This is a genomic window from Pseudoalteromonas sp. '520P1 No. 423' (assembly GCF_001269985.1).
Classification (GTDB): Bacteria; Pseudomonadota; Gammaproteobacteria; order Enterobacterales; family Alteromonadaceae; genus Pseudoalteromonas.
In genome coordinates, this window is sequence record NZ_BBZB01000002.1 from 160,185 (window position 1) to 182,316 (window position 22,132).

Sequence of the window (22,132 nt, forward strand, 5' to 3'; positions counted from 1 at the left end):
TTTTGAACTAAATCTAAAAAGCTTAGTCTACTTAATTAGGCGCTGATAATGATATTTGTATTATTAACGTCTATCCCTGAAAGTTGAATGTTATTCCCCATTGATTACAGAGTTTTGTAATATTAACCAGTCTATTTAGACTGGTTTTTTTATGCCCTCTTTTAAGCTTATCCTATAATTTTAATTGTATGTTTGTTTTTTGAACTGCTTGTACTTTTTATGGGTGCATGTGTTTCATTGCGAATATTTTTACAATGTAAAGCCTTTAATTTCAATGGTATATATATTTAAAAACAACCTTTTCACATTAATATATTTAGTTAATATCTGTATATTAATACCTGTGATATACGAAAGCTCGTTATTCTATATAGCATTCAGCAATTTAGTTATCATGAAACATCCCTACGTTTTAAGCTCCTTAGTGCCCCTTTGGAGCTTTTTTAATGTTTGGATTATTTAGGTTTAAAGTTGGGAATAAATGTAGGCAGGATTGAGTTTTAAGCTGTAATTACAGTTTATGCTTCATATAATTCTAATGGCAAATTATCAGGATCATTAAAAAAGGTAAATTTTTACCTGTGTGCTCATCTAATCTTATGTCTTCTACTTCAATCATATTTGATTTTAAATATCTCGAAACCTCTTCAACTGAATCAACAAAAAATGCGAGATGTCTTAATCCTTGTGCTTCAGGATACTTGGTCGTTTAGGTCTGTCAGGAAATGAGAATATTTATAATTGAGTACCGTCTAGCAGTTGTAGGTCTAACTTATAAGAGTCTCTTTCTTTCCTGTAATTTTCGGCGATTATCTCTAAACCTAAAATCTTGGTATAGAATTTTTTTGTTTTTTGATAATCAGAACATATGATGGCAACATGATGTACACCTTTAAAATATGATTTGTTCAATTTAAATTCCAAGCAGCTGTTTTAGTTTATCTGCTCCAGCTCGGCTAGTGCTCAGTTCAGATTTTTTATCATCAGCCATAATCACCATTAACTTACCGTTAAACCAACGTTGGATCTCTTTAATTTTATCTATATTAACTAAGTAACTTCTGTGAATGCGAACATATTGTGATTCAGATAAATTGAGTTCTAATTGATCTAAGGTTTCATTTAAATAATGCTGTTTATCACCATTTACTGCAAAGCTATTGCCTTGTTCTGATTTGATATAAAAAATGTCATCGGGAGATAAAATAATCATGCGTTCACCATTTTTGCTTATTAACCTTTTCATAGGCTTTTGTAGGTTTTTAAATGATTCAGAGTGAACTTGTAGCGCTTCTTTTTGTAAAAAGGCTGTATAAGCTTTATCTATTGCGCTTTTTAGCCTTGCTAAAGGAAATGGTTTTAATAAATAATCTGTTGAGGCCTGTTCAAATGCTGCGATTGCGTATTGATCATAAGCGGTCGTAAATATCACCATAGGCTTGTGTGTTAATAAGCTTAATAAGTCCATACCATTAATTTCAGGCATTTGAATATCCAGTAGTACTAAATCTGGTTGTTCATCATTAATAAGTGTTATGGTTTCTTTACCTGTGGTTGCAAACCCGACAACTTCAATATTTGGAATTAAACTTAATTGATGGCTTAGCTTTTCTCTTGCAGGCAGTTCATCATCCGCAAATACAATACGCATTATGGGCTGTTCTTTATTCATATTGCCATCTCCAATAGAACTTCTGCGCCATTTTTATTATTTAAAGTCATTTTACCTTGATTAAGCTGCGTAACTCTTTGTTGTAAGTTTTTCATGCCTACACCTTTTCCATACCCTTGCGATAATATTGTCTCATTAAAACCTGAACCATTATCGCTAATAATGACTTTTAGAAGATCATCTTGTTTTTCAACTTTTATATTTATGATTAATTCGGTTTGTTTGGCATTATGTTTGATCGCATTTTCAACTATGGGCTGTAATAGTAAAGGCGGTATTTGTTGTGTTAAAAGAGTATCTGAAATATCATAATTAACAGTTAATCTATCGCCAAATCGTGCTTTTTCAATATTAAAATACTTATTAATAATATCGATTTCTTGTTGCAGGGAAATACTTTTAGTTTGGGCTGTATCGAGAGAGTAGCGTAAAATATCAGCGAGTTCATGTAATACTTCATCTGCGAGATCGGGTTTTGTATGTATATAAGCAGATATGGTATTCAAGCTATTGAACATAAAATGTGGGTTAAGTTGATATCTCAGAGTTTCTAGTTGGGCCTGCTCTCTTGCTGATTTTTCTATTGCAATGCCCTTTTTATGTTCTATAAACCTAGATACAAAATAAATAGGTACGGCCCAAGTGAATCCGCCAAAAATAACAAATGCGCCCATTGATTTAAACTCGCTAAATGTAAATTGTAGTAGTTTTTCTGTTACCATTAATCCTAGTGTTAAAGCGATAATAGAAATGATTAACTCTAAAATTGTATAGTGAATATTGATATTTCTTAGCTTTAAAATAATTGCTGCACTTAACCAAACAGGTAACCAGTAAAAACACACAAACCAGATTGTTGTCGCTTTTAATGTGTCCAGTGAAATATCATTTATCCCTGCTAATATTAATCCTATCGTAAAAATTAAATCGATAAATAATAAAATTAAAAAGCTATATTTAAAAAAGGGGTGGCGTAGCATTGTTTTCTCTTTGAGTTATTTTATTTTTTAACAAGATAGGCATGTACCTATCTTGTTAGCATATCAAATTTAAAAGTAAGATATTTCTCTAACTAGGATTTTATTTCCTTTATCTGATATTTCAGTATTGGGTGCTGTTCTCCAAACAAAGCTTAAACCAGATAAACTTTTTGCTGACCATTGCTTTTTAACACCATAACCAAACTGTTTTAGGCTGTTAAATGGTATTTTTACAGTTTGCCATTGTGAACTGGGTTGTATGTTAGTATAAAAATGATCCCAATCTTTCACTTCACTATGATATACGGAGATCCCAAAAGGAATGTTAGAACCTTTGAATGTGACTTTTATACCTTGATAGTTTGAAGCATCGGCAGGTTTATTAAACATTAATTGTGTGCCAGCCCAAGCACCAAACCCAGTTGGTTTTCCTAATTTTGTTTCTACAATAAGCTCATTTTTATTGTTATTTACTTGAGAGCTTGATTGCCCTCCCATCATTTTATCGCTTATTGCTTGCCATTTTAATTCGCCTTTAAAGTCATCGATTACTTGTGTTGCCTTATTTGCAACTTCTGTTTGTGTATGACATTTTTCACCTTGCGGTGAAATTTTGGCATTGTTTGCAATTAACTCATCACGATTAACTAATTTACCTGATTTATAAACTGAGTTTATTCTTGATAAATTCGAAATGTCTTTTAAAGGGTTATCTGCTAAAAGAATAAAGCTTGCCTCAAAACCTGGTTTTAATTGCCCTATTACGTTTTCTTGATTAATGACTTTTGCCGCATCAGATGTTGCTGCGTTTATTATATGTCCAGGCTTAAGCCCCGCTTTATTTAAAGCTTGTATTTCATTGTGTAAGCCAGATCCATGAAGTGTATAAGGGTTACCAGCATCAGAGCCTGTTCCTATCACTACGCCTGCCTTATATAAGGTGATTACATTTTTATATGCAATATCATGTTTTTTCCATACCTGCTTTTTCCAAACGGAAGGCTCTGGCACATTTTCAAATAAACAATGCTGTAGTTTTTTATGTACCGTTTTTAATAAATGGGTTTGGTTACTGATCTGTTGATTTTCATGTTCTTCATTGTGATTATGATAAACAGCTAATGTAGGAATATAAGCCACTTTATTATCGATCATTAGTTTTATAAATTCTTCATCAATCAGTTCTGAGTTAATACCGTGTGCTAAAGCTGTCGCGCCTGCTCTGATCGCTCTTTTTCCTTCTTGTAATGTTGAAACATGCACAAAATAAGGTAAACCAGCTGCTTTTGAACGTTTTCCTATTTCGGTTAATTGATGATCTGTGAGAGATTTACCATGACCCCCAAATGTTTCAATAACTGCTTTTGTGACATTTGGCTTTTTTGCCATATGTTGTTGCCATAATGCAGCTATCGCATCATCACTTGTAACTTCAAGTGCTGCGCTGCCAAATTGCGTTCCGTGACCTCCTGGATTGGTAAATAAAGCGCCAGCATAAAATAAATTTGGTGCAATTTGTTGTTCGGTTAATGATTTTGCTTCACTTAAAGTATTGTCAAAAGAGAATAAATCAACAATGTTTGTCACACCTAAATATAAGTTAGAGTTAAAATGTGACACAACTGGTAGATATTGAAACTCAGCACCATAATTACTGCCTGAAGCACCTAAATGAACATGTAAATCTATTAAACCTGGTACAATATATTGATTATTAGCATTAATTATTTCATCTGCTGATTTTGCTGTTTGAGACATATTTGTTGTTTCAATGATCTTGCCATCTTCTATATACAAACGGCTTAGCTCTGAAAATGTCTGACTTTCATTTTGATAGAATTTTACGTTATCTATTCTTAAATCTATGGCATTAACATTTAAACTCATCAATAAAGCTGCAATTGCTGTTAGTTTATTTTTCATTATTCTACTTCCTTGTTATTAAATTTAGAAAAACCATGTTTACTAATGTGCATCACTAATAAAATGAGGTTTAAAAAGATAAGTGATGAAAATTCGGTATTCATTGAGATCAGATTTATACCTAGTACGTAGTTAAGTACTGATAATACAAAAACGATAATGCCTGCTAGTTGTGCTATTTTTTGTTCCATTATGAATTTACCTTTGCTTTAAGCGTGTTATGTCATTGGTTTTGTTGAGCCAAATGTAGCTTTTATGCTTAGGGTTGTCGGTGTCATTACTTTGAACTGACATTATTTCCTTTTGAATCGACAGAAAGTTAATTTAAGATGCTCAGATCAAAATTTTACTAAGTTGTTTCTAATATCGGATTTAATGTCTAGTTTTAGTATAAAAATGATTCATAGGTAATATCTTTGGTATTTTTTAAATGAATATAGACTCGTGTTTTTGTCTTTTTTGAGTGACTTTTGTTAAAAAATCATGAAATTGTATGGTTTTTATTCTTAAAAGATGCTTTGACTTAGTAAAAATTTGACCTGAAAATGATGATCATTAACCTTAGTTAGTAAAAGTTTGATCTCTGATTGCAAAAGTTGCTCTAAAACGGCTATTAAATAGGAAATATCTGCACTTCATAAGGGGTTTAGCGCATTTTTAGCCAGTTCAGCCCTATGTTTTCTTCTATTAGTAAAATATTGATCCGAATATATTCTTTAGTAGTTTACTTAGTAAAAAAGTGATCTGCGGTAGATCTTGATGTGATATTTGTAAATAACATCATCGTAGATAAGGCTGTAGACGATGCTTTAGCTTTGTTAAAAGGTTTAATACAGTGATATAAGCGTAAACACTCACCTACAAATGTATGATGACTTTAATGTTATATCGGTTATTCAACTGAATGTAGACGATGCTTTAGCTTTGTTAAAAGGTTTAGCACTGTGATGTAAGCGTAAACGCTCACCTACATTTGATGTTTAGATGAGTGATATATATGTATGAAAAGCTACTGTAGGCGGGGCTTCGGCCGCGATCTTTTGATTTTAGATAATATCGCGCGAGTAAACTCCCGCCTACAATGCATGATGACTTTAATGTTATGCCGCTTATTAAAACTTTGGCATTAAAAAAGGCTGCAATCGCAGCCTTTGTATTGTTGGAAGGAATAAATAAACTAGAACTGGTTCATTGTATTATCTTTACCAGACGCTTTAAGTGCCGCTTCACCTGCAAAGTACTCTTTATGATCATCACCCATATCAGAGCCAGCCATATTTTGGTGTTTAACACAGGCGATACCTTGGCGAATTTCTTTACGTTGAACGCCTTGTACATAAGCAAGCATACCTTCATCACCAAAGTAACCTTTCGCTAAGTTATCAGTTGATAACGCTGCAGTGTGATATGTTGGTAAAGTAATTAAATGATGGAAAATTCCCGCTTCTTTTGCTGCATCAGCTTGGAAATTACGAATTTTCTCATCTGCTAGCTGTGATAATTCACTCGAATCATATTCTTCACTCATTAATGAGTTACGATCATAAGCTGATACATCTTTACCTTCTTCAACCATGGCATCAAATACTTGTTGGCGGAAATTTAATGTCCAGTTAAATGATGGTGAATTGTTATAAACTAGTTTTGCATTTGGTACTACTTCACGAATAGCATTTACCATAGCACCAATTTGACCCACATGTGGCTTTTCAGTTTCAATCCATAATAAATCAGCGCCATTTTGTAGTGATGTAATACAATCTAAAACACAACGCGCCTCACCAGTACCTTTCTTGAACTGATATAAATTACTTGCTAAACGCTTAGGACGTACTAACTTACCATCTTGTTTTATTACTACGTCACCATTGCCTAAATCATCAGCTGTCACTTCATCACAATCTAAAAATGCGTTGTATTGGTCGCCTAAATCACCAGGCTCTTTTGTAACTGCGATTTGCTTGGTTAGGCCTGCACCTAATGAATCTGTACGCGCTACAATGACACCATTATCGATACCAAGCTCTAGGAATGCATAACGCACAGCATTGATTTTAGCTAAGAAATCTTCGTGAGGAACTGTTACTTTACCATCTTGATGTCCACATTGTTTTTCATCTGAAACTTGGTTTTCTATTTGAATACAACATGCGCCAGCTTCAATCATTTGTTTAGCCATTAGGTAAGTGGCTTCTGCATTACCAAAACCAGCATCAATATCAGCTATAATTGGTACAACATGTGTTACATAGTTATCAATTTTGTCTTGCACTGCAGCTGTTTCTGCAGAATTATTTGCTTCTTTTGCTTCGTCTAGCGCTCTAAATAAGCCACCAAGCTCTCTCGCATCTGCTTGACGAAGGAATGTATAAAGTTCTTCAATTAAGCCTGCTACAGATGTTTTTTCGTGCATTGATTGATCTGGAAGTGGGCCAAATTCAGATCTTAATGCCGCAACCATCCAACCTGATAGGTATAAGTAGCGACGGTCGGTATTTTCAAAATGTTTTTTAATTGAAATCATTTTTTGTTGACCGATAAAACCATGCCAACACCCTAAAGACTGCGTGTATTTTGACGTATCAGCATCATAATTATCCATATCAGCGCGCATAATATCAGCTGTATATTTGGCAATGTCTAAACCTGTTTTAAAACGGTTCTGCATTTTCATTCTAGCTGCATATTCTGGGTTAATAGATTGCCAGTTATTGCCATTCACTTGGCATAAAGTAGCTACGTGGTCGATATCTTGTCTGTAGTTAGGAGTAGTGTCTGACATATTTATTTCCATCCATATTGCTTTTTGTTGTGAGAGAGTCGCTTCAACTTTTTTTATGTAGCGCTTGAAGCTCTGGTATAAACAATAGGCTCATTTGTTATGATTTCGTTAATTTATAGTTTCTATCACTAACATTTTTTCAGTGAATACCTAAATCAGCTGTGTTTCGCACTTTTAACTAAAGTTAAGGTAAAGTATTGGCATACAAGAATTACACCCTTCATTGAGGCAAATAACATGACAAGTAGAATCTCTCACTCTGGATTGCAAATAGATCAAATTTTATATGATTTTGTTAACAATCACGCTTTGCCTGATACAGGTATAAGCCAAGATGCTTTTTGGTCTTCATTTTCACAGATCATTAAAATACTAACTCCTAAAAATAAAGCTTTATTGGTTAAAAGAGATGAGCTGCAAAAGAAAATAGATGCTTATCATAAAGAAAACCCGCTATGGGATGCGCAAAAATATCAAAATTTTCTAACTGAAATTGGTTATTTAGTTACTGAAAATAAAGACTTTAGTATAGAAACTCAGAATGTAGATAACGAAATTGCTAAATTGGCTGGCCCTCAGCTCGTTGTGCCTGTAAATAATGCTAGATTTGCTTTAAATGCGGCAAATGCACGTTGGGGATCACTATTTGACGCACTCTATGGCACAGATGTTATTTCACAGGCTGATGGTGCTGAAAAAACGAAAAGTTACAATGAAGTGCGTGGTTTTAAAGTGATTGAATACGCAAAAGACTTTTTAGATAAGGCATTGCCATTCAATAGTGGTTCGCATCATGATAGTGAAAACTATGCCATAGTTGATGGTCAGCTTATAGTAAGTTTACAAGGCAATTTACAAGTGACACTGGCCGATAATAAACAGCTAATTGGTTACTCAGGAAAAACACAAAATCCAACAAGTATTCTTTTTAAAAATAACGGGTTACATATAGAGTTGCAAATAGATCCGCAAAGCCAGATTGGTCGTTCTGATAAAGCGGGCATAAAAGATATTATTTTAGAATCTGCTTTAACAACCATAATGGATTGTGAAGACTCTGTCGCTGCAGTAGACGGTGAAGATAAAGCATTAGTTTACAAAAATTGGCTTGGTTTAATGCAAGGTAATTTGAGTGAAAGTTTTGAAAAGTCAGGCCAATTAATGGAGCGAACTTTAAATTCAGATCGAAATTTTACTAACTTGAATGGTGAACCTTTGAGTTTAAAAGGTCGTAGCATGATGTTTGTGCGTAATGTTGGCCACTTAATGACTAACCCTGCTATTTTAGATGAGAATAATGAAGAAGTTTTTGAAGGCATCATGGATGCGATGATCACTTCTTTATGTGCTATGCATGATTTACAAGGTAATAGCCCTTTTAAAAACTCATCTGCTCAAAGCATTAATATTGTAAAACCTAAAATGCATGGTCCTGAAGAAGTCGCATTTACATGTGAGTTATTTTCGCAAGTTGAATCTGCACTTAATTTACCAAAAAACACCATGAAAATGGGCATTATGGATGAAGAGCGACGCACAACTGTAAATTTAAAAGCCTGTATTTATCAAGCTAAAGAGCGTGTGGTATTTATTAATACGGGGTTTTTAGATAGAACGGGTGATGAGATACATACCTCTATGGAAGCGGGTATTGTGATGCCAAAAGCGCATATTAAATCTCAACCTTGGATCAGTGCGTATGAAAATAATAATGTAGACATAGGTTTAGCAACAGGTTTGAGTCAAAGAGCACAAATAGGTAAAGGCATGTGGGCTATGCCTGATGAAATGGCTGCCATGATGACGCAAAAAATAGCCCATTTAGAGTCTGGTGCAAATACAGCTTGGGTACCCTCTCCTACTGCTGCTACTTTACATGCAACGCATTATCACACTTTAAATGTATTTGATGTGCAAAAACCATTATTTGAGCGTGAGCAAGCATCATTAACTGATATTTTAACACCGCCTTTAATGAAAGAAGCATCTAGCTTAACACCACAACAAATCCAAAGTGAACTAGATAATAATGCCCAAGGTATTTTAGGTTACGTTGTACGTTGGATTGATCAAGGCGTAGGTTGCTCTAAAGTGCCAGATATCAATCATGTAGGATTAATGGAAGACAGAGCAACGTTGCGAATTTCATCTCAGCATATCGCCAATTGGTTACATCATGGCGTATGTGATGAACAGCAAGTGATAGATACCATGAAACGTATGGCTAAAGTGGTTGATTTACAAAATTTAGCTGATGAAAATTATATTAATATGGCAGACTCAGAGCAAAATTTTACTAACTCAATTGCAGTGCAAGCAGCACTGGAGTTAGTAATTGAAGGTACTAAGCAGCCTAGTGGTTATACTGAACCTGTATTACATAAAATGCGCTTAAAGCTAAAGTCTTTAAATGATTAGTCGATAGACTCAATATCGAGTCCCTTTCGACTTTAGGCCATAACATAATTGTTATGGCCTTTTTTATTGAATAAAACAGATATTGTACAGGGGGTTTACACTGCACATATTTGTAGTAAAACTTACTTAATCAGATAACCTTTAATCTAGGATTTATCGTTTGTTTATTTCGTCTGTAAAGAGCCTATTCTGCCCATGAAGTGAGCAAGTTTATATTCAATATCAGCTATTGTCAGAATGCTATGTTCGATATTAATTTTATGATTAAACTCAGTGTTATTTTGTAACCTACTATACACCTATTTGTATTTTTACACGCAAAATAATTAAGGTTATATTACTCTATTTGATTGTTTTTTAAATAATAAAACCCGTATTCTAATATGAATTAAAAATTACTAGACACCAACTCGTGTGAATACTATACACCTGTTTGGGATCTAGTAAGTTGTTATATGGCAAGGAGAGATATGGCGTTCGATATATATGCAGGCGAAAGGAAGGATGAAATAGATTATCATGAAGTGATACTTTTTGAATACTTGGCTGATGAGTTCGATAACCTTCCTAGATTATTAGAAATCTGGAAACAGTTTTATGCTAGTCCAGCATTTGAACCCAGTGCATCAAATGAGTTAGAGCATGAATTGTTATTTGTAAGAGATAAAGTCGTCAAATCTGAAAGTCATAAATGGTTAGAGCCGGCTTTAGTACGGCTTACATCTTTTTTTAGTTTTGCGTATAGAAATAAAATTAAGGTTCAATGCGCGGGAGACTGACTTTTAAGCATTGTAAATATGCCATTTAACAAGCGCTTGAAATCGGATTCAAAATCATGTCGCCTTTTGTAAAAACAAGCGCCATTAATTTTTCCCCGTTTAAGAGGGCGTTGGTATGACTCATCACAAGGATTTAACGATGGATATTAATCAACCAAAGTATATTGTAATACTTATTCTTATTGGGCAAATTCCAATGGCTTTCCTGTCTTTCAATAGTATTGGGAAATCACTTGGATACGATTATCTAGGTATGACTGTTTTTATATATTTTGCCAAATTAGCTTTAGTACTAATTACTTCATTTATAGCTTGTTGGGTAGTCTCTAAAAAATTAAAAAATAATGTTGTGATCTACTTAATGGTAGGTGCACTATTTACACCATTATTATTTTTATTTCTCAGTACATCGTATGATTTTAGCCGTAATTATTTAATTCAAGAAATGCTAAGTTATTCCTTTTTAGGGGCATGTTCAGGTGTGGTTTTTTATTTTAAAACAAAGTACTTCAAAGGAGTACGCATATAAGAATAAAATTAAAGACAGACAGCAAAAAAAATTAAAAACAAAAAAATTAAAAAAAAATTAAAGAAAAAAATTAAAGACAGCCATATTTTCTTATTGAAAAGTAGATTAAAACTCATCTTTTAGACTAAACTTTACCCACTGATGAATTGTTATTGGTGGTTATTATGGCTAGGGTGAGAGAGTCGTTAATCGATTTAGATGCAACCCCGTATTATCATTGTATAAATCGCTGTATCCGAAGAAGTTACTTATGTGGCGATGATAAATATTCAGGTAATAACTTTGACCATCGTAGAACTTGGTTAGTAGATAGAATTAAATACCTTTCAACTGTTTTTTCAATTGATATTGCAGCTTATGCGATTATGTCTAATCACTATCATCTTGTTTTAAAAGTTAATAGAGACGACGCTTTAAACCTATCAAATGATGAAGTCATCGCGCGTTGGTATCAGTTATATCATGGTTGTATTTTGGTCGACCGTTATAGGTCGGGTGAAAAACTCAATGCTGCATACATGTTTAGAATTAATGAAATAGTTAATGAATGGCGCATAAGGCTATATGATATTAGTTGGTTTATGCGCAGCCTAAATGAGTTTATAGCGCGTAAAGCGAATAAAGAAGATAATTGCACGGGTAAATTTTGGGAAGGACGTTTCAAATCACAGGCTTTGCTAGATGAATCAGCAATTTTAAGTTGCATGATGTATGTTGATTTAAATCCTATTAGAGCAAAAATGGTTGACTCACTTATAGACGTCATTTGAGTCTTGCTAATAATATCTTTTGTGATTAATTTAATTGCAAATATTCAATAATTACTGTGGGTAGTTACTATGATATTGCGATTTGTATCGACAGATATAATGAGCTTTGAGGTAGCGTTTGTTTTTATTTCACATTCTCTAGAGATGAAGGTGCATCTGCTTTTAAATGTTGCCTGACGCATTCAAAAGCAATCAACTTTGTTAAATCATGCACCAGTCCCATCAGATAATAATAAAACTAATTTATATTTTTAAAGTTAATTGTTTGTATAGTTGGTCACTTAATCTAAGAAATTGTAATTATTGTTCTATCTTAGGCTATAAAACGCACTAAATTATTACTAGTTTACAAAACTATTTTTCAGTAGCGTAACAATGGCGATAAAACCTCAAGATTAAATTTTTTATTTTTATTTTTAAAACAATTGCTTGAACTTTATTTTACGGGTGATAGCACCTCGTTTAATTATTGCTAGGTTGCTAATTTGCTGTAAATAAATGTTTGCGAGTTCGTAAATGTTTGTGTACTTTTGAAATTCTCGAAGTCTATTCGTTAGAAGTTATTATATGACGCCTACATTGAGACAGAGGGAAGTGAAGCAACTTTAAATTAACAAAGGTAAACTTACAATGAGCAATAAAGAAGCAACTCGTCACTATAGTTTTACATTTCATACGTTAGATGAAGCAAACCAAGTATGTAATAAAATACAGCATATTTTTAAGCCTGATAACGGCACTATATTCGTTGATGGTTTATCTCTTTACATATTAAAAGAAAACTCCTTATCACATCAAATTCATAAACATGTTAGTGAGCTAAAGAGGAATCCTGATTTTAAAATTGAAAAGCGTATTGCACTAAAGAAAACTTTATTTACGTCAGCTATCCTTGCATCTACTGCAATAATTCCCTCATTCCCTGTTTTTGCCAATACAGAATTGTTTATCGGAGAATGGCAAACGACTTACGGTACTTTACGCATTTCTCGATTCTCAGAGGACACTGGCTTACTTGTTGGCATTTACGGTGAAAATGATAATAATCGCATAATTGGTTCTGTTCAAAATAATGTTTTTTCTGGTATGTGGTATAGAAGTGAAACTGATACATTGGATGGTTTAAATGAATTCGATGATGAAACCTCTGGATTATTCATTTTTGTGATAGGCAGTGAGAGACAGTTTGATGGCGGTTGGGTACGCCACGGGCGTGAAGATGAAGCGTCAACCTTATCTGGCGGAAATTTCTGGAATGGTGTTCGCACAGGTGTACCACACACTAATGTGACAGATACAGTAACACCAGAAAGAATACTATTTAATTCAACTTATGGTGATATTGACTTACAGCGGCAAGGAAACTTTCCGGGATATGTTGGGACTTATGATAATGGCGATGTGATTCTGATTAAATTGGGTCATACACTAGGTGGCCTCTGGTTACATAACACAGGTAGGTTTGGGTCATTGGCGTTGGCTAATACGACTGAAGGCACAAATTTAATTGGAAGATGGGACTATATTCAAGGCGCTATGCGAGGTGGAGAATGGATATTTGAATCAAGAGATGAAATTTTGGAGACTTCCTATTCGCCTTATGCATCAGTAGCAGCCAATGCTCAATGGTTAAAAGGAGAAGGCCATACCCATGTAATAAATTATACCGGAACAAATAGAGATACGGGAGGTAATGGTGGAAAATTAGATCATAGTCAATTAATGAGCGTATTAAATGAACAAGGACATGCATTTGTTGGATTAACTGGCCATGAATGTTACCCAGGAGAACATCGTATACCTGGATATAGAAACTCCCCTGAAATTGATTCAAATGATATACCTGATGGCTTTACCCCATTTAAAGTACTTGAAAACCAGGTGAGAGATATTGAGCCTAATTGGCCTGAAAATAATCCACACCGCGCACGGTGGGCACCTATAACAAACGGTGATGTTCATCGTATCTATCTTGATACTGATCGTGATGTAGGTTTTATAATGGGCCACCCTGATTATTACTCTGGTATAGTTGTAAATGGCCATGTAGATCAAGCAACCAGTCGTGGACAAAGAATGTTAGGTGTTGAAGTCTATAACCGCTATGGTGATGATCGTTGTGATGCAGATATTGAATCTTTGGGCAGTAAAAGTGCTAATCCTTATGGATTTGAATTTTGGGACAATCAACTCAGTTCAGACTCTCGTGACTACCCAATTTGGGCATTTGCTGGTGATGATAGTTTTTTACATAAACACGGTGGTCAAACTAGTGAAACTTCACTTAGTACTGCACTTGATGCTGCCCCAGCGGTTAAATACCGTAATGATAAAGGGTTTCTTATTACTGCATTGCCTGATGATTTTAATGAACAGGATTTAGAAAACAGGCAAAATGAAGTTACTAACAGTCTTACCTCTGGAAAATTTTATGCTTCAGGTGGAAAAAGCATTCGCTTCAGTAATATTTACTACGACACTAATAACCATACATTGAGCGTCACCGCTGAGAGACCTGTTAATTGGTATGTTTATTGTAATAATCAACAGCTAAGATTAGGTATTAATAATGAATCAGGCCATACTTCGATAGATTATAGCTCAGGGAGTTTTACTCAAAGTACAAGATCGGCTGATATTATCACTCAGCCTAGAGGATATACGCGACTAGAAGCGAGAATTTCGGAGCAGGTAACAATATCTAACAGACTTTCTGTGACTACTTCCTATCGAGGTATATCTTGTCTCCCAGTTGTGGTATCAGGAGATGTCAGTGATTTGGCAACCGAAGGAGAGTTTTTATACTTTGTTAATGAGAGGCACCAACCCGCAGTTATTGTACAAAGTGAATTTTCGGAGGAAAATAATGAAACAACAATCTATATATTAAATGATGGTGGTGGCCAAACAGATATTAGGATGAATCCTGATAGATATATGGATTATCTAACGGTTGGTGATACGATGAAATTTGTACAGCGAGCATGGTTGCAACCTGCATGGGCAAACCCAAGTGATGACTTTAATAGTGTTGTTGAGCAATTAGAGGCTGCAGCAGTCGGTAGTCGCTAAGACATTTATTTTGTTAAATCGAGTCTATCTTATGATGGATTCGATTTATATCATAGCTAGTAATGATGTTATGTATATGGGTTATCGTTTCAAAGTAATAAGTGACATAATCATTACTGGTTTTAGTGTGGCTAGGCGTAAACTTTAACGTATAAACAGCAAGTTTTGCGTAGAGCAGTCTAAATAGATTAAGTTTTAAATCTTAAGAGGAGTATTTCATGGGTATTAGCGGTGTTGGAATTTATTAATAATATTAGCCATTATTTTGCTTTTATTTGGTACTAAGAAGCTAAAAAATATTGGCGGTGATTTAGGTGGTGCTATAATAGGCTTTAAAAAAGCAGTTTCAGATGAAGATAAAAAAACTGAATCAATTAATCATCATGAAAAACAAATTCTTACAAGTTCTGATGTAAAAACGAAAGAAAAAGATAAGGCTTAACTATGGGCGCTTGGGAACTGGTTATTGTTTTTTTCGTGGGTCTAATCGTTTTAGGCCCTGAGCGCTTACCTGTAGCAATACGCACAGTAAGTAGATGGCTCAAAACAGCCAAACAATTTGGTCAATCTGTCCAGTCTGAAATAAATGAAGAGCTTAGAGTCCACGAGTTTCATAATAATTTAAAAAAGGCTGAAGAAAAAAGTATTAAAAATTTATCGCCGGATCTTCAAAGTTCGCTAGGCGAACTAAATCAAGCAGCCCAATCTATCACCCATAGTGACAAACAAACAAATGTAAAAGAACCTAAAAATGACAAATGAGAAAAACGCTTCACAAAGCCAGTCAGGGTTTATTAGTTATCTAGTTGAATTAAGAAACAGACTTGTTCACGCAATTTTGTCAATTTTAGTCATATTTATTGGCTTAGTATATTTTGCCAATGATATATATAGCTTTGTTGCTGCACCTTTAATTTTAACTTTGCCGCAAGGCACTAGCATGATAGCAACAGATGTGACTTCTCCATTTTTTGCCCCCTTTTAAACTCACATTATTTGTTTCGTTGTTTTTGGCTTTCCCGTTCATTCTACATCAAATTTGGGGCTTTATTGCACCTAGTTTATACAAAAATGAAAAACGTATGCTAATACCGGTTTTAATTTCAAGCATTTTACTTTTTTACTCGGGAATCGCTTTTTGTTATTTCATCGTATTACCAATTATTCTCGGGTTTTTCACTAGTGTAGGCCCTGATATGATGACGCTAAGCCCAGATGTCAGTAGTTATTTAGGTTTTGTATTAAAATTATTTTTTGCTTTTGGCATAACGTTCGAAATTCCTGTAGCAATTATGCTACTGTGTTGGAGTGGTGCAACAGGTGTACAAAGCTTAAAAGAAAAGCGTCCATATATAATTGTGGCAGCTTTTGTTATCGCTATGTTTTTAACACCGCCAGATATTTTATCTCAGACATTATTAGCTATTCCAATGCTAGCATTATTTGAGTTAGGGTTACTTTTGGCATCATTTAAGAGTAAAAATAAACAGCAACTGAATAGGGAAATTGAATGAAAAAATTCACCTTATCTATATTGGTGCTATTATCCGCTAACAGTTTTGCTCAAAAGGTTAATACTCAGCATTAAAAGCCTGTCTATGATAGTTAATAAACTTGTTCGTTACGACCAAATAAAAGCGGAATAAAAAAACTGAAAATCAGTGAACGCTCAACGAATTTTAAAAGTGGCTTGATAAATCTGTGATTCATACGCCCCCACAACTGCCGTAGACAAACTAATTAATTTACACCTCGAATCAATGGGCAAAGTTGTTCTATTATGGATATAACAGAGTTAATGTTCTGCTTTTTTTTTGTGAAGTATAATATCCATTTCAACGCCTTCAACACGAGAATAAACAACGTATTTAGCGTCTTTTGAGCTGGAAACAGTTAAAGGTACATTGATATCGTGCTCGGAAAGGATAAATAAAGGATAAATAAAGGATAAATAAAGGATAAATAAAGGATAAATAAGACATAAAGGATAAATAAGACAGCCATACTTTTCTTATTGAAAACTAGTCTAAAACTCATTTTTTAGACTAAACTTTAACCACTGATGAAATGTTATTGGTGGTTATTATGGCTAGGGCGAGAGAGTCGTTAATCGATTTAGATGCAACCCCGTATTATCATTGTATAAATCGCTGTATCTAAGACATAAAGGATAAATAAGACAGCCATACTTTTCTTATTGACCCCGTATTATCATTGTATAAATCGCTGTATCTAAGACATAAAGGATAAATAAGACAGCCATACTTTTCTTATTGAAAACTAGTCTAAAACTCATTTTTTAGACTAAACTTTAACCACTGATGAAATGTTATTGGTGGTTATTATGGCTAGGGCGAGAGAGTCGTTAATCGATTTAGATGCAACCCCGTATTATCATTGTATAAATCGCTGTATCCGAAGAAGTTACTTATGTGGCGATGATAAATATTCAGGTAACAACTTTGACCATCGTAGAACTTGGTTAGTAGATAGAATTAAATACCTTTCAACTGTTTTTTCAATTGATATCGCAGCTTATGCGATTATGTCTAATCATTATCACCTTGTTTTAAAAGTAAATCGTGATGAAGCTTTAAATTTAACGAATGATGAAGTTATTGAACGTTGGTATCAGTTATATCATGGTTGTATTTTGGTCGACCGTTATAGGTCGGGTGAAAAACTCAATGCCGCATACATGTTTAGAATTAATGAAATAGTTAATGAATGGCGCATAAGGCTATATGACATTAGTTGGTTTATGCGCAGCTTAAATGAGTTCATAGCGCGTAAAGCGAATAAAGAAGATGATTGCACGGGTAAATTTTGGGAAGGACGTTTCAAATCACAGGCTTTGCTAGATGAATCAGCAATTTTAAGTTGCATGATGTATGTTGATTTAAATCCTATTAGAGCAAAAATGGTTGGCTCACTTATAGGCAGTGATTTCACCTCAATTCAAGAACGAATCAAGCAATACCAATCTTTTAAAAAACAAGACAAATCTAAAAATAGTAAATCTAATAAGAAACCTGAATTTACAGTCTTACAGCAACCAAAATTACTATTAGAATTTGGCTGCTCAATGGATAAAAATACCATTCCTTTTACGCTTTTTGATTATCTAGAGTTAGCTGATTTTAGTAGTCGGTTAATCGTGCCAAATAAACGAGGTTCGGTTTTAAAAACGACTCCAAAAATTTTAGCTGTTTTAAATATTGAAGTTGATTCATGGCTCAATACCATTCAACACTTCAGGCGGCATTATGCTAACTTCGCAGGTTCAAAATCATCTTTAATGAAGTGTGCACATAGTCACAATCATAGTTGGTATAAAGGTTCCGCGTAGTTGCTCAACTTTATTTAAGTTTAACAATTGTTGCTATCTAGCAATTTAATTGATTGTGCGCGTAATTTATAAAATCTGATTCATTTTTGTCGTATTTCATAAAATCAAACTTCTTAGATTCAAATCTTAGGTCGATTAAATTTATATATCGTGATCTGATAATGTTTTTAATTACAAAGTATGGTCAAAAAGATCAGTGAATTAGTTATGCCTGTCTGATTTTGTTTGTCTCAAGAATCAGTGAGTTAGTTATGCCTGTCTGATTTTGGTGTGGATTTTGGTGTGCTTCATGTTGTGAGGCGACCAGTGACTTTATGTTTTCGCTTATTTCTGAGCTTGTGGCGACGATACGAGCCATTACCGTAAAGCAACGCTCACCTTGGTTGAAAATAATGCCAAAATCACTCAATAAACCATGTGCTTGATTTGTCAATGCTGTTTTGTTTTTAATTAACCGTTCACGAATACGATGTAGGGCCATGACTTCTTGTTGGGCTTCACTTTTTATTGGAACAAATCGAATATTAGGCCTTTGACTTGTTTCAACAATAGCTAAAGCATCATTGTGGTTATTTTTATTCCCCCTAACAAAAGGCGTTACATGTTGAGCAGGAATAAGACATACGGTATGGCCTAATTTAGTTAATTCACGACCCCAGTAATGCGATGAATAACAGGCTTCCATAACCACTTGGGTAGGGGGTTGTTGCGCCATAAAGGCGATAAAATCACACCGAGCGAGTTTTTTATTAAATAGCGGTTTTAAATACCCGCTCAGTACTTTTCTTAAATAGTATTTCTTGATATTGAAAGTAATTGTTATAATATAACATATCATTTATTTTTTAAGTCATGGTGAGTGTTATGGAATCTAAGAAAATAGGGCCTAAAGAGCAGTTAGAGCAACGTATTATTGATGCGCCCGAAGAAGAGTATATGAATGAAGAGCAATTAGCGTTTTTCAAAAAAAAGTTAATAGAATTACACGATATAACTCGTGAGCATATTCGTGAAGCAAAAGAGCAAATGCTAAGTCCGCCAGATATTACAGATCTAAGCGATAAAGCTACATGGGAAGAACAGTGTGGCATGTTAATTCGCATAGTTGAGCGCGAACAACGTTTGTTGCCAAAAATTCAGCAAGCACTAGAACGTATTCGCATTGAGACTTATGGATATTGCCTTGAATCAGGCGAACCGATAGGCGTTAGGCGCTTATTGGCAAGACCTACAGCCGACTTTTGTGCTGATGTTAAAACTATGATGGAAAATAAAGAACATATGTATCAAAAGTAGCTCGCTAAAAAGTGTAATTCAACATAATTAAAGAGTTTGATAGGTTATAAGTTTTACCATACAAAAAACTATGGCACCAATAGTTAATTTTAAACTTTCGGCACTTCATGTTGTAGCAAACTATTATTAGCCCCTTTTAATTGCTTTTGATGAAAAATTAAACCTCATACATTATTTAAAATAAATAACTTAATAACCAGTTTGTTGGGAAAGCAGTCATAAAGTAGCTTTATTCAAAGGGCTGCTTTTCGCTTAAAATAGGCTCAGGGTTAATTATTTTAAATAGTAAATTCATTGTTGTAGTTAAAAATAGGTTTGTTTAACAGATTCAATTAAATTGACCCTTGAGCTATTTTGCTTTTCGTGCGGAGCAAACAAAGCGGTAGCTGAGTCTAATAAACCAATCGAAATTTTAAGTCGTTTTAGCTTTTTATCTGATAATTCTTTATTTAAAATCAATTCATTAATGATAGATGTAGTGAACTCTTTGGTTGCGATATCTTCCACTAAGCCGGATTGTGTACATACGCCATAAGTGCCTTTTAAGAAGTGCTGCCATTCTTGTTTTATATGAACTTTTAAGCTCTTATTAAATTTGTCCTCTACTGAAAAAAGACCAAAATCATTTAGATTTTGTAACTGCGCTTTATAACGATAGCTGAAAACTTCAAATGCTGTTTGCGTATCAGGCATTGTTATTAAATCCGTTAACCAAGATACGTAGGCTTTTGGAAAAAACTCAGAGGCTTGAGTATGTTCTCCAAAAAAAGAGTCGCATTTTATATTCAGTAAATATGAGGCAGCAGGCATCATGGTTTTTTCCTGGTATTGCTTGAAATCTACTGCGCTTATTTTAGATTTCTCTAATAATTGGATTTTAGTATAAAAATGCTGATTTAAATAACTTAATAAATCCATTTATTGCACTCCGTTATTATCATTAGGTGCTTGCGTTCTATCTTGCATACCATAATCTCTAATAACTGATGCAACACGTATACGGTAATGATCAAATATCTGATCTTTGCCTTTATTTTGTGCTTTTTGATGCATAAATTGATTTCGCCACTGTTTTACAGCAGCTTCATTTTCAAAAAATGATAAAGATAAATATTTTGAATTATTGGTTAGGCTTTTAAATCTTTCTATTGAAATAAATTCAGGTACATTTTGTAAATATGCCTTTAACGTTTTTGCTTGATCAAAGTAGTTTTGGCTTTGTTCTGATTTTGGTTCAACTTCAAATATTACGGCTATCATTTTATATCCTTAGCTGCTTGTTTATAAGTTTGCGGCACAATTTTTAAAAAACTGCGGTTTTCTTCAATGATAAATTGCTGTTCTTGGGCTAAAGAAAAGTTAGCAAACCCTTGTTTATCGTTTTTCAGCCTGGCTCGATAACTTTCATAATCAGCTAAACTATTAAAACTTATTAAGCCATACGCAATATCGTTCGTACCTTCATGTGGTAAAAAGTAACCTAATAAATCGCCGCCACATTGTGGAATGATTTTCCCCCAATTTTTAGCATATTGTTCAAATTCATTTATTTTAAAGGGATTGATTTTGTATTGGATAAAACATGTGATCTTTTTATTTATGCTTTGCATTTTAATTCTCTGTTATAGTTTTAGGCCAGTTTAATGGCATGGTAAAGCTATGCTTCGATGCACACCGAACTATGGAATAAAATGAATAACACAACATCAGAGCCTAATATTGCTGTGGTAGCTAATTTAATTGGTGATAATGCACGCGCTAAAATGCTTACAGCGTTATTAGGTGGTAAAGCGCTTACTGCAACTGAGTTAGCACTTGAAGCTGATATCACGTCACAAACGGCCAGTACACATTTAGCTAAGCTAGTTGACGGTCAATTACTTCATGTACGTAAACAAGGGCGGCACAAATATTTTCAATTAATGAATGCATCAATAGCGCAATTGTTAGAAAATTTATTAAATATTTCAGTTAACTTAGCACCAGAACAAGTATCAACAGGACCAAATGATATTAGGTTAAAACAAGCGCGCATTTGTTATGACCATTTAGCAGGTGAATTAGGTGTTGAAATTTATGACGCTTTAAAACAACAAGCTTTTATTATCGATAATGGCAGTGAAACTTTGTTAACTGATTTAGGTAAAGAATTTTTCTCATCAATTGGCTTTGATTTGAGCCAAATAAAAAAATCAAAGCGCCCTATTTGTAAATCTTGTTTAGATTGGAGCGAGCGCCGTAACCATTTAGCGGGAATACTAGGCCAGTGGATGTTAAATGATATGTTTGACAAAGGTTGGCTTGAACGCGCATTAGATTCTCGTGTAATTAATGTTTCTAATGCAGCGCTAAATCGAATTAAATATCATTACAACCTGAGTTGAAGCCCCTGTAAGCATAGGATTTAATCAATATGCTTACAGTTTATAGTCACTATTAGTGTTATGAATAGTATTTGGCAAATCAATTGATTCGTAGTAGACAAAAATCAGGTAAACTAGGGGTAAAGTTAGTAGCAGCTAATGACTGAGTTATTAGTATCTTATTATTATCTGAGAGAGT

Annotated in this window: 18 protein-coding genes and 3 pseudogenes; 11 read left to right on the forward strand and 10 right to left on the reverse strand. The window is 34.0% G+C overall.

What is annotated here, in order from left to right; translation table 11 throughout:
• Positions 1-518: 518 nt before the first annotated feature.
• The 6 genes and pseudogenes from PSA_RS19345 to PSA_RS19370 all read right to left on the reverse strand — a co-directional run bounded on the left by PSA_RS19345 (position 519) and on the right by PSA_RS19370 (position 7,357).
• Positions 519-912, reverse strand: a pseudogene (locus PSA_RS19345) (VOC family protein).
• A 1-nt stretch (position 913) separates the two neighbouring features.
• Complete coding sequence (locus tag PSA_RS19350; protein WP_127924121.1) at positions 914-1,672, reverse strand: LytTR family DNA-binding domain-containing protein; 759 nt, start codon at positions 1,670-1,672, stop codon at positions 914-916.
• Entirely contained in the window at positions 1,669-2,652 is a 984-nt protein-coding gene (locus PSA_RS19355) for a sensor histidine kinase (RefSeq protein WP_042145715.1), read from the reverse strand. The genes PSA_RS19350 and PSA_RS19355 overlap by 4 nt, the downstream gene beginning before the upstream one ends.
• Before the next feature lie 69 nt (positions 2,653-2,721).
• On the reverse strand, positions 2,722-4,575 hold the full coding sequence (locus PSA_RS19360; RefSeq protein WP_042145718.1) for a CIA30 family protein: 1,854 nt from the start codon (positions 4,573-4,575) through the stop codon (positions 2,722-2,724).
• Positions 4,575-4,766 carry a hypothetical protein gene (locus PSA_RS19365; RefSeq protein WP_042145720.1) on the reverse strand — a complete coding sequence of 64 codons (192 nt, stop codon included), beginning with the start codon at positions 4,764-4,766 and terminating at the stop codon, positions 4,575-4,577. The genes PSA_RS19360 and PSA_RS19365 overlap by 1 nt, the downstream gene beginning before the upstream one ends.
• A gap of 986 nt (positions 4,767-5,752) precedes the next feature.
• Positions 5,753-7,357: an isocitrate lyase gene (locus PSA_RS19370; protein ID WP_042145723.1), complete on the reverse strand. Its 1,605-nt coding sequence runs from the start codon at positions 7,355-7,357 to the stop codon at positions 5,753-5,755.
• Between the two features lie 237 nt (positions 7,358-7,594).
• On the opposite strand from PSA_RS19370, the gene PSA_RS19375 reads away from it, so the two are divergent.
• From PSA_RS19375 to PSA_RS19415, 9 genes and pseudogenes are all read left to right on the forward strand, one after another.
• Complete coding sequence (locus PSA_RS19375) at positions 7,595-9,775, forward strand: malate synthase G (RefSeq protein WP_042145726.1); 2,181 nt, start codon at positions 7,595-7,597, stop codon at positions 9,773-9,775.
• A gap of 470 nt (positions 9,776-10,245) precedes the next feature.
• Complete coding sequence (locus tag PSA_RS19380) at positions 10,246-10,554, forward strand: hypothetical protein (RefSeq protein WP_042145729.1); 309 nt, start codon at positions 10,246-10,248, stop codon at positions 10,552-10,554.
• A 139-nt stretch (positions 10,555-10,693) separates the two neighbouring features.
• Entirely contained in the window at positions 10,694-11,083 is a 390-nt protein-coding gene (locus tag PSA_RS19385; protein WP_042145731.1) for a hypothetical protein, read from the forward strand.
• Positions 11,084-11,247: 164 nt separating this feature from the next.
• Positions 11,248-11,844, forward strand: a pseudogene (locus PSA_RS19390) (transposase); the annotation flags it as partial.
• Between the two features lie 639 nt (positions 11,845-12,483).
• Positions 12,484-14,925 carry a hypothetical protein gene (locus PSA_RS19395; protein ID WP_042151993.1) on the forward strand — a complete coding sequence of 814 codons (2,442 nt, stop codon included), beginning with the start codon at positions 12,484-12,486 and terminating at the stop codon, positions 14,923-14,925.
• A gap of 247 nt (positions 14,926-15,172) precedes the next feature.
• On the forward strand, positions 15,173-15,367 hold the full coding sequence (locus PSA_RS19400; protein WP_042151995.1) for a twin-arginine translocase TatA/TatE family subunit: 195 nt from the start codon (positions 15,173-15,175) through the stop codon (positions 15,365-15,367).
• Between the two features lie 2 nt (positions 15,368-15,369).
• Complete coding sequence (gene tatB, locus PSA_RS19405) at positions 15,370-15,687, forward strand: Sec-independent protein translocase protein TatB (protein ID WP_042151997.1); 318 nt, start codon at positions 15,370-15,372, stop codon at positions 15,685-15,687.
• Positions 15,677-16,439: pseudogene (gene tatC, locus PSA_RS19410) on the forward strand (twin-arginine translocase subunit TatC). The gene tatB and the pseudogene tatC overlap by 11 nt, the downstream one beginning before the upstream one ends.
• An 830-nt stretch (positions 16,440-17,269) precedes the next feature.
• Positions 17,270-18,274: a transposase gene (locus tag PSA_RS19415; protein WP_059365013.1), complete on the forward strand. Its 1,005-nt coding sequence runs from the start codon at positions 17,270-17,272 to the stop codon at positions 18,272-18,274.
• A 205-nt stretch (positions 18,275-18,479) separates the two neighbouring features.
• On the opposite strand, the gene PSA_RS27320 is transcribed toward PSA_RS19415, so the two are convergent.
• Positions 18,480-18,989, reverse strand: a complete 510-nt coding sequence (locus PSA_RS27320; protein WP_371257865.1) for a transposase — start codon at positions 18,987-18,989, stop codon at positions 18,480-18,482.
• Between the two features lie 149 nt (positions 18,990-19,138).
• Here PSA_RS27320 and PSA_RS19425 point away from each other — a divergent pair, with 149 nt between their 5' ends.
• Positions 19,139-19,570 carry a TraR/DksA C4-type zinc finger protein gene (locus PSA_RS19425; protein ID WP_042152003.1) on the forward strand — a complete coding sequence of 144 codons (432 nt, stop codon included), beginning with the start codon at positions 19,139-19,141 and terminating at the stop codon, positions 19,568-19,570.
• Positions 19,571-19,873: 303 nt separating this feature from the next.
• On the opposite strand, the gene PSA_RS19430 is transcribed toward PSA_RS19425, so the two are convergent.
• From PSA_RS19430 to PSA_RS19440, 3 genes are read right to left on the reverse strand one after another with little or no spacing between them, the layout of a single operon-like run.
• Entirely contained in the window at positions 19,874-20,488 is a 615-nt protein-coding gene (locus PSA_RS19430) for a DUF6058 family natural product biosynthesis protein (protein WP_042152006.1), read from the reverse strand.
• Entirely contained in the window at positions 20,489-20,830 is a 342-nt protein-coding gene (locus PSA_RS19435; RefSeq protein ID WP_042152008.1) for an antibiotic biosynthesis monooxygenase, read from the reverse strand.
• Complete coding sequence (locus PSA_RS19440) at positions 20,827-21,180, reverse strand: NIPSNAP family protein (RefSeq protein ID WP_042152010.1); 354 nt, start codon at positions 21,178-21,180, stop codon at positions 20,827-20,829. The genes PSA_RS19435 and PSA_RS19440 overlap by 4 nt, the downstream gene beginning before the upstream one ends.
• 81 nt (positions 21,181-21,261) lie before the next feature.
• Here PSA_RS19440 and PSA_RS19445 point away from each other — a divergent pair, with 81 nt between their 5' ends.
• Positions 21,262-21,954, forward strand: coding sequence for a winged helix-turn-helix domain-containing protein (locus tag PSA_RS19445; RefSeq protein WP_127924238.1), 693 nt, complete (start codon positions 21,262-21,264; stop codon positions 21,952-21,954).
• Positions 21,955-22,132: the final 178 nt, after the last annotated feature.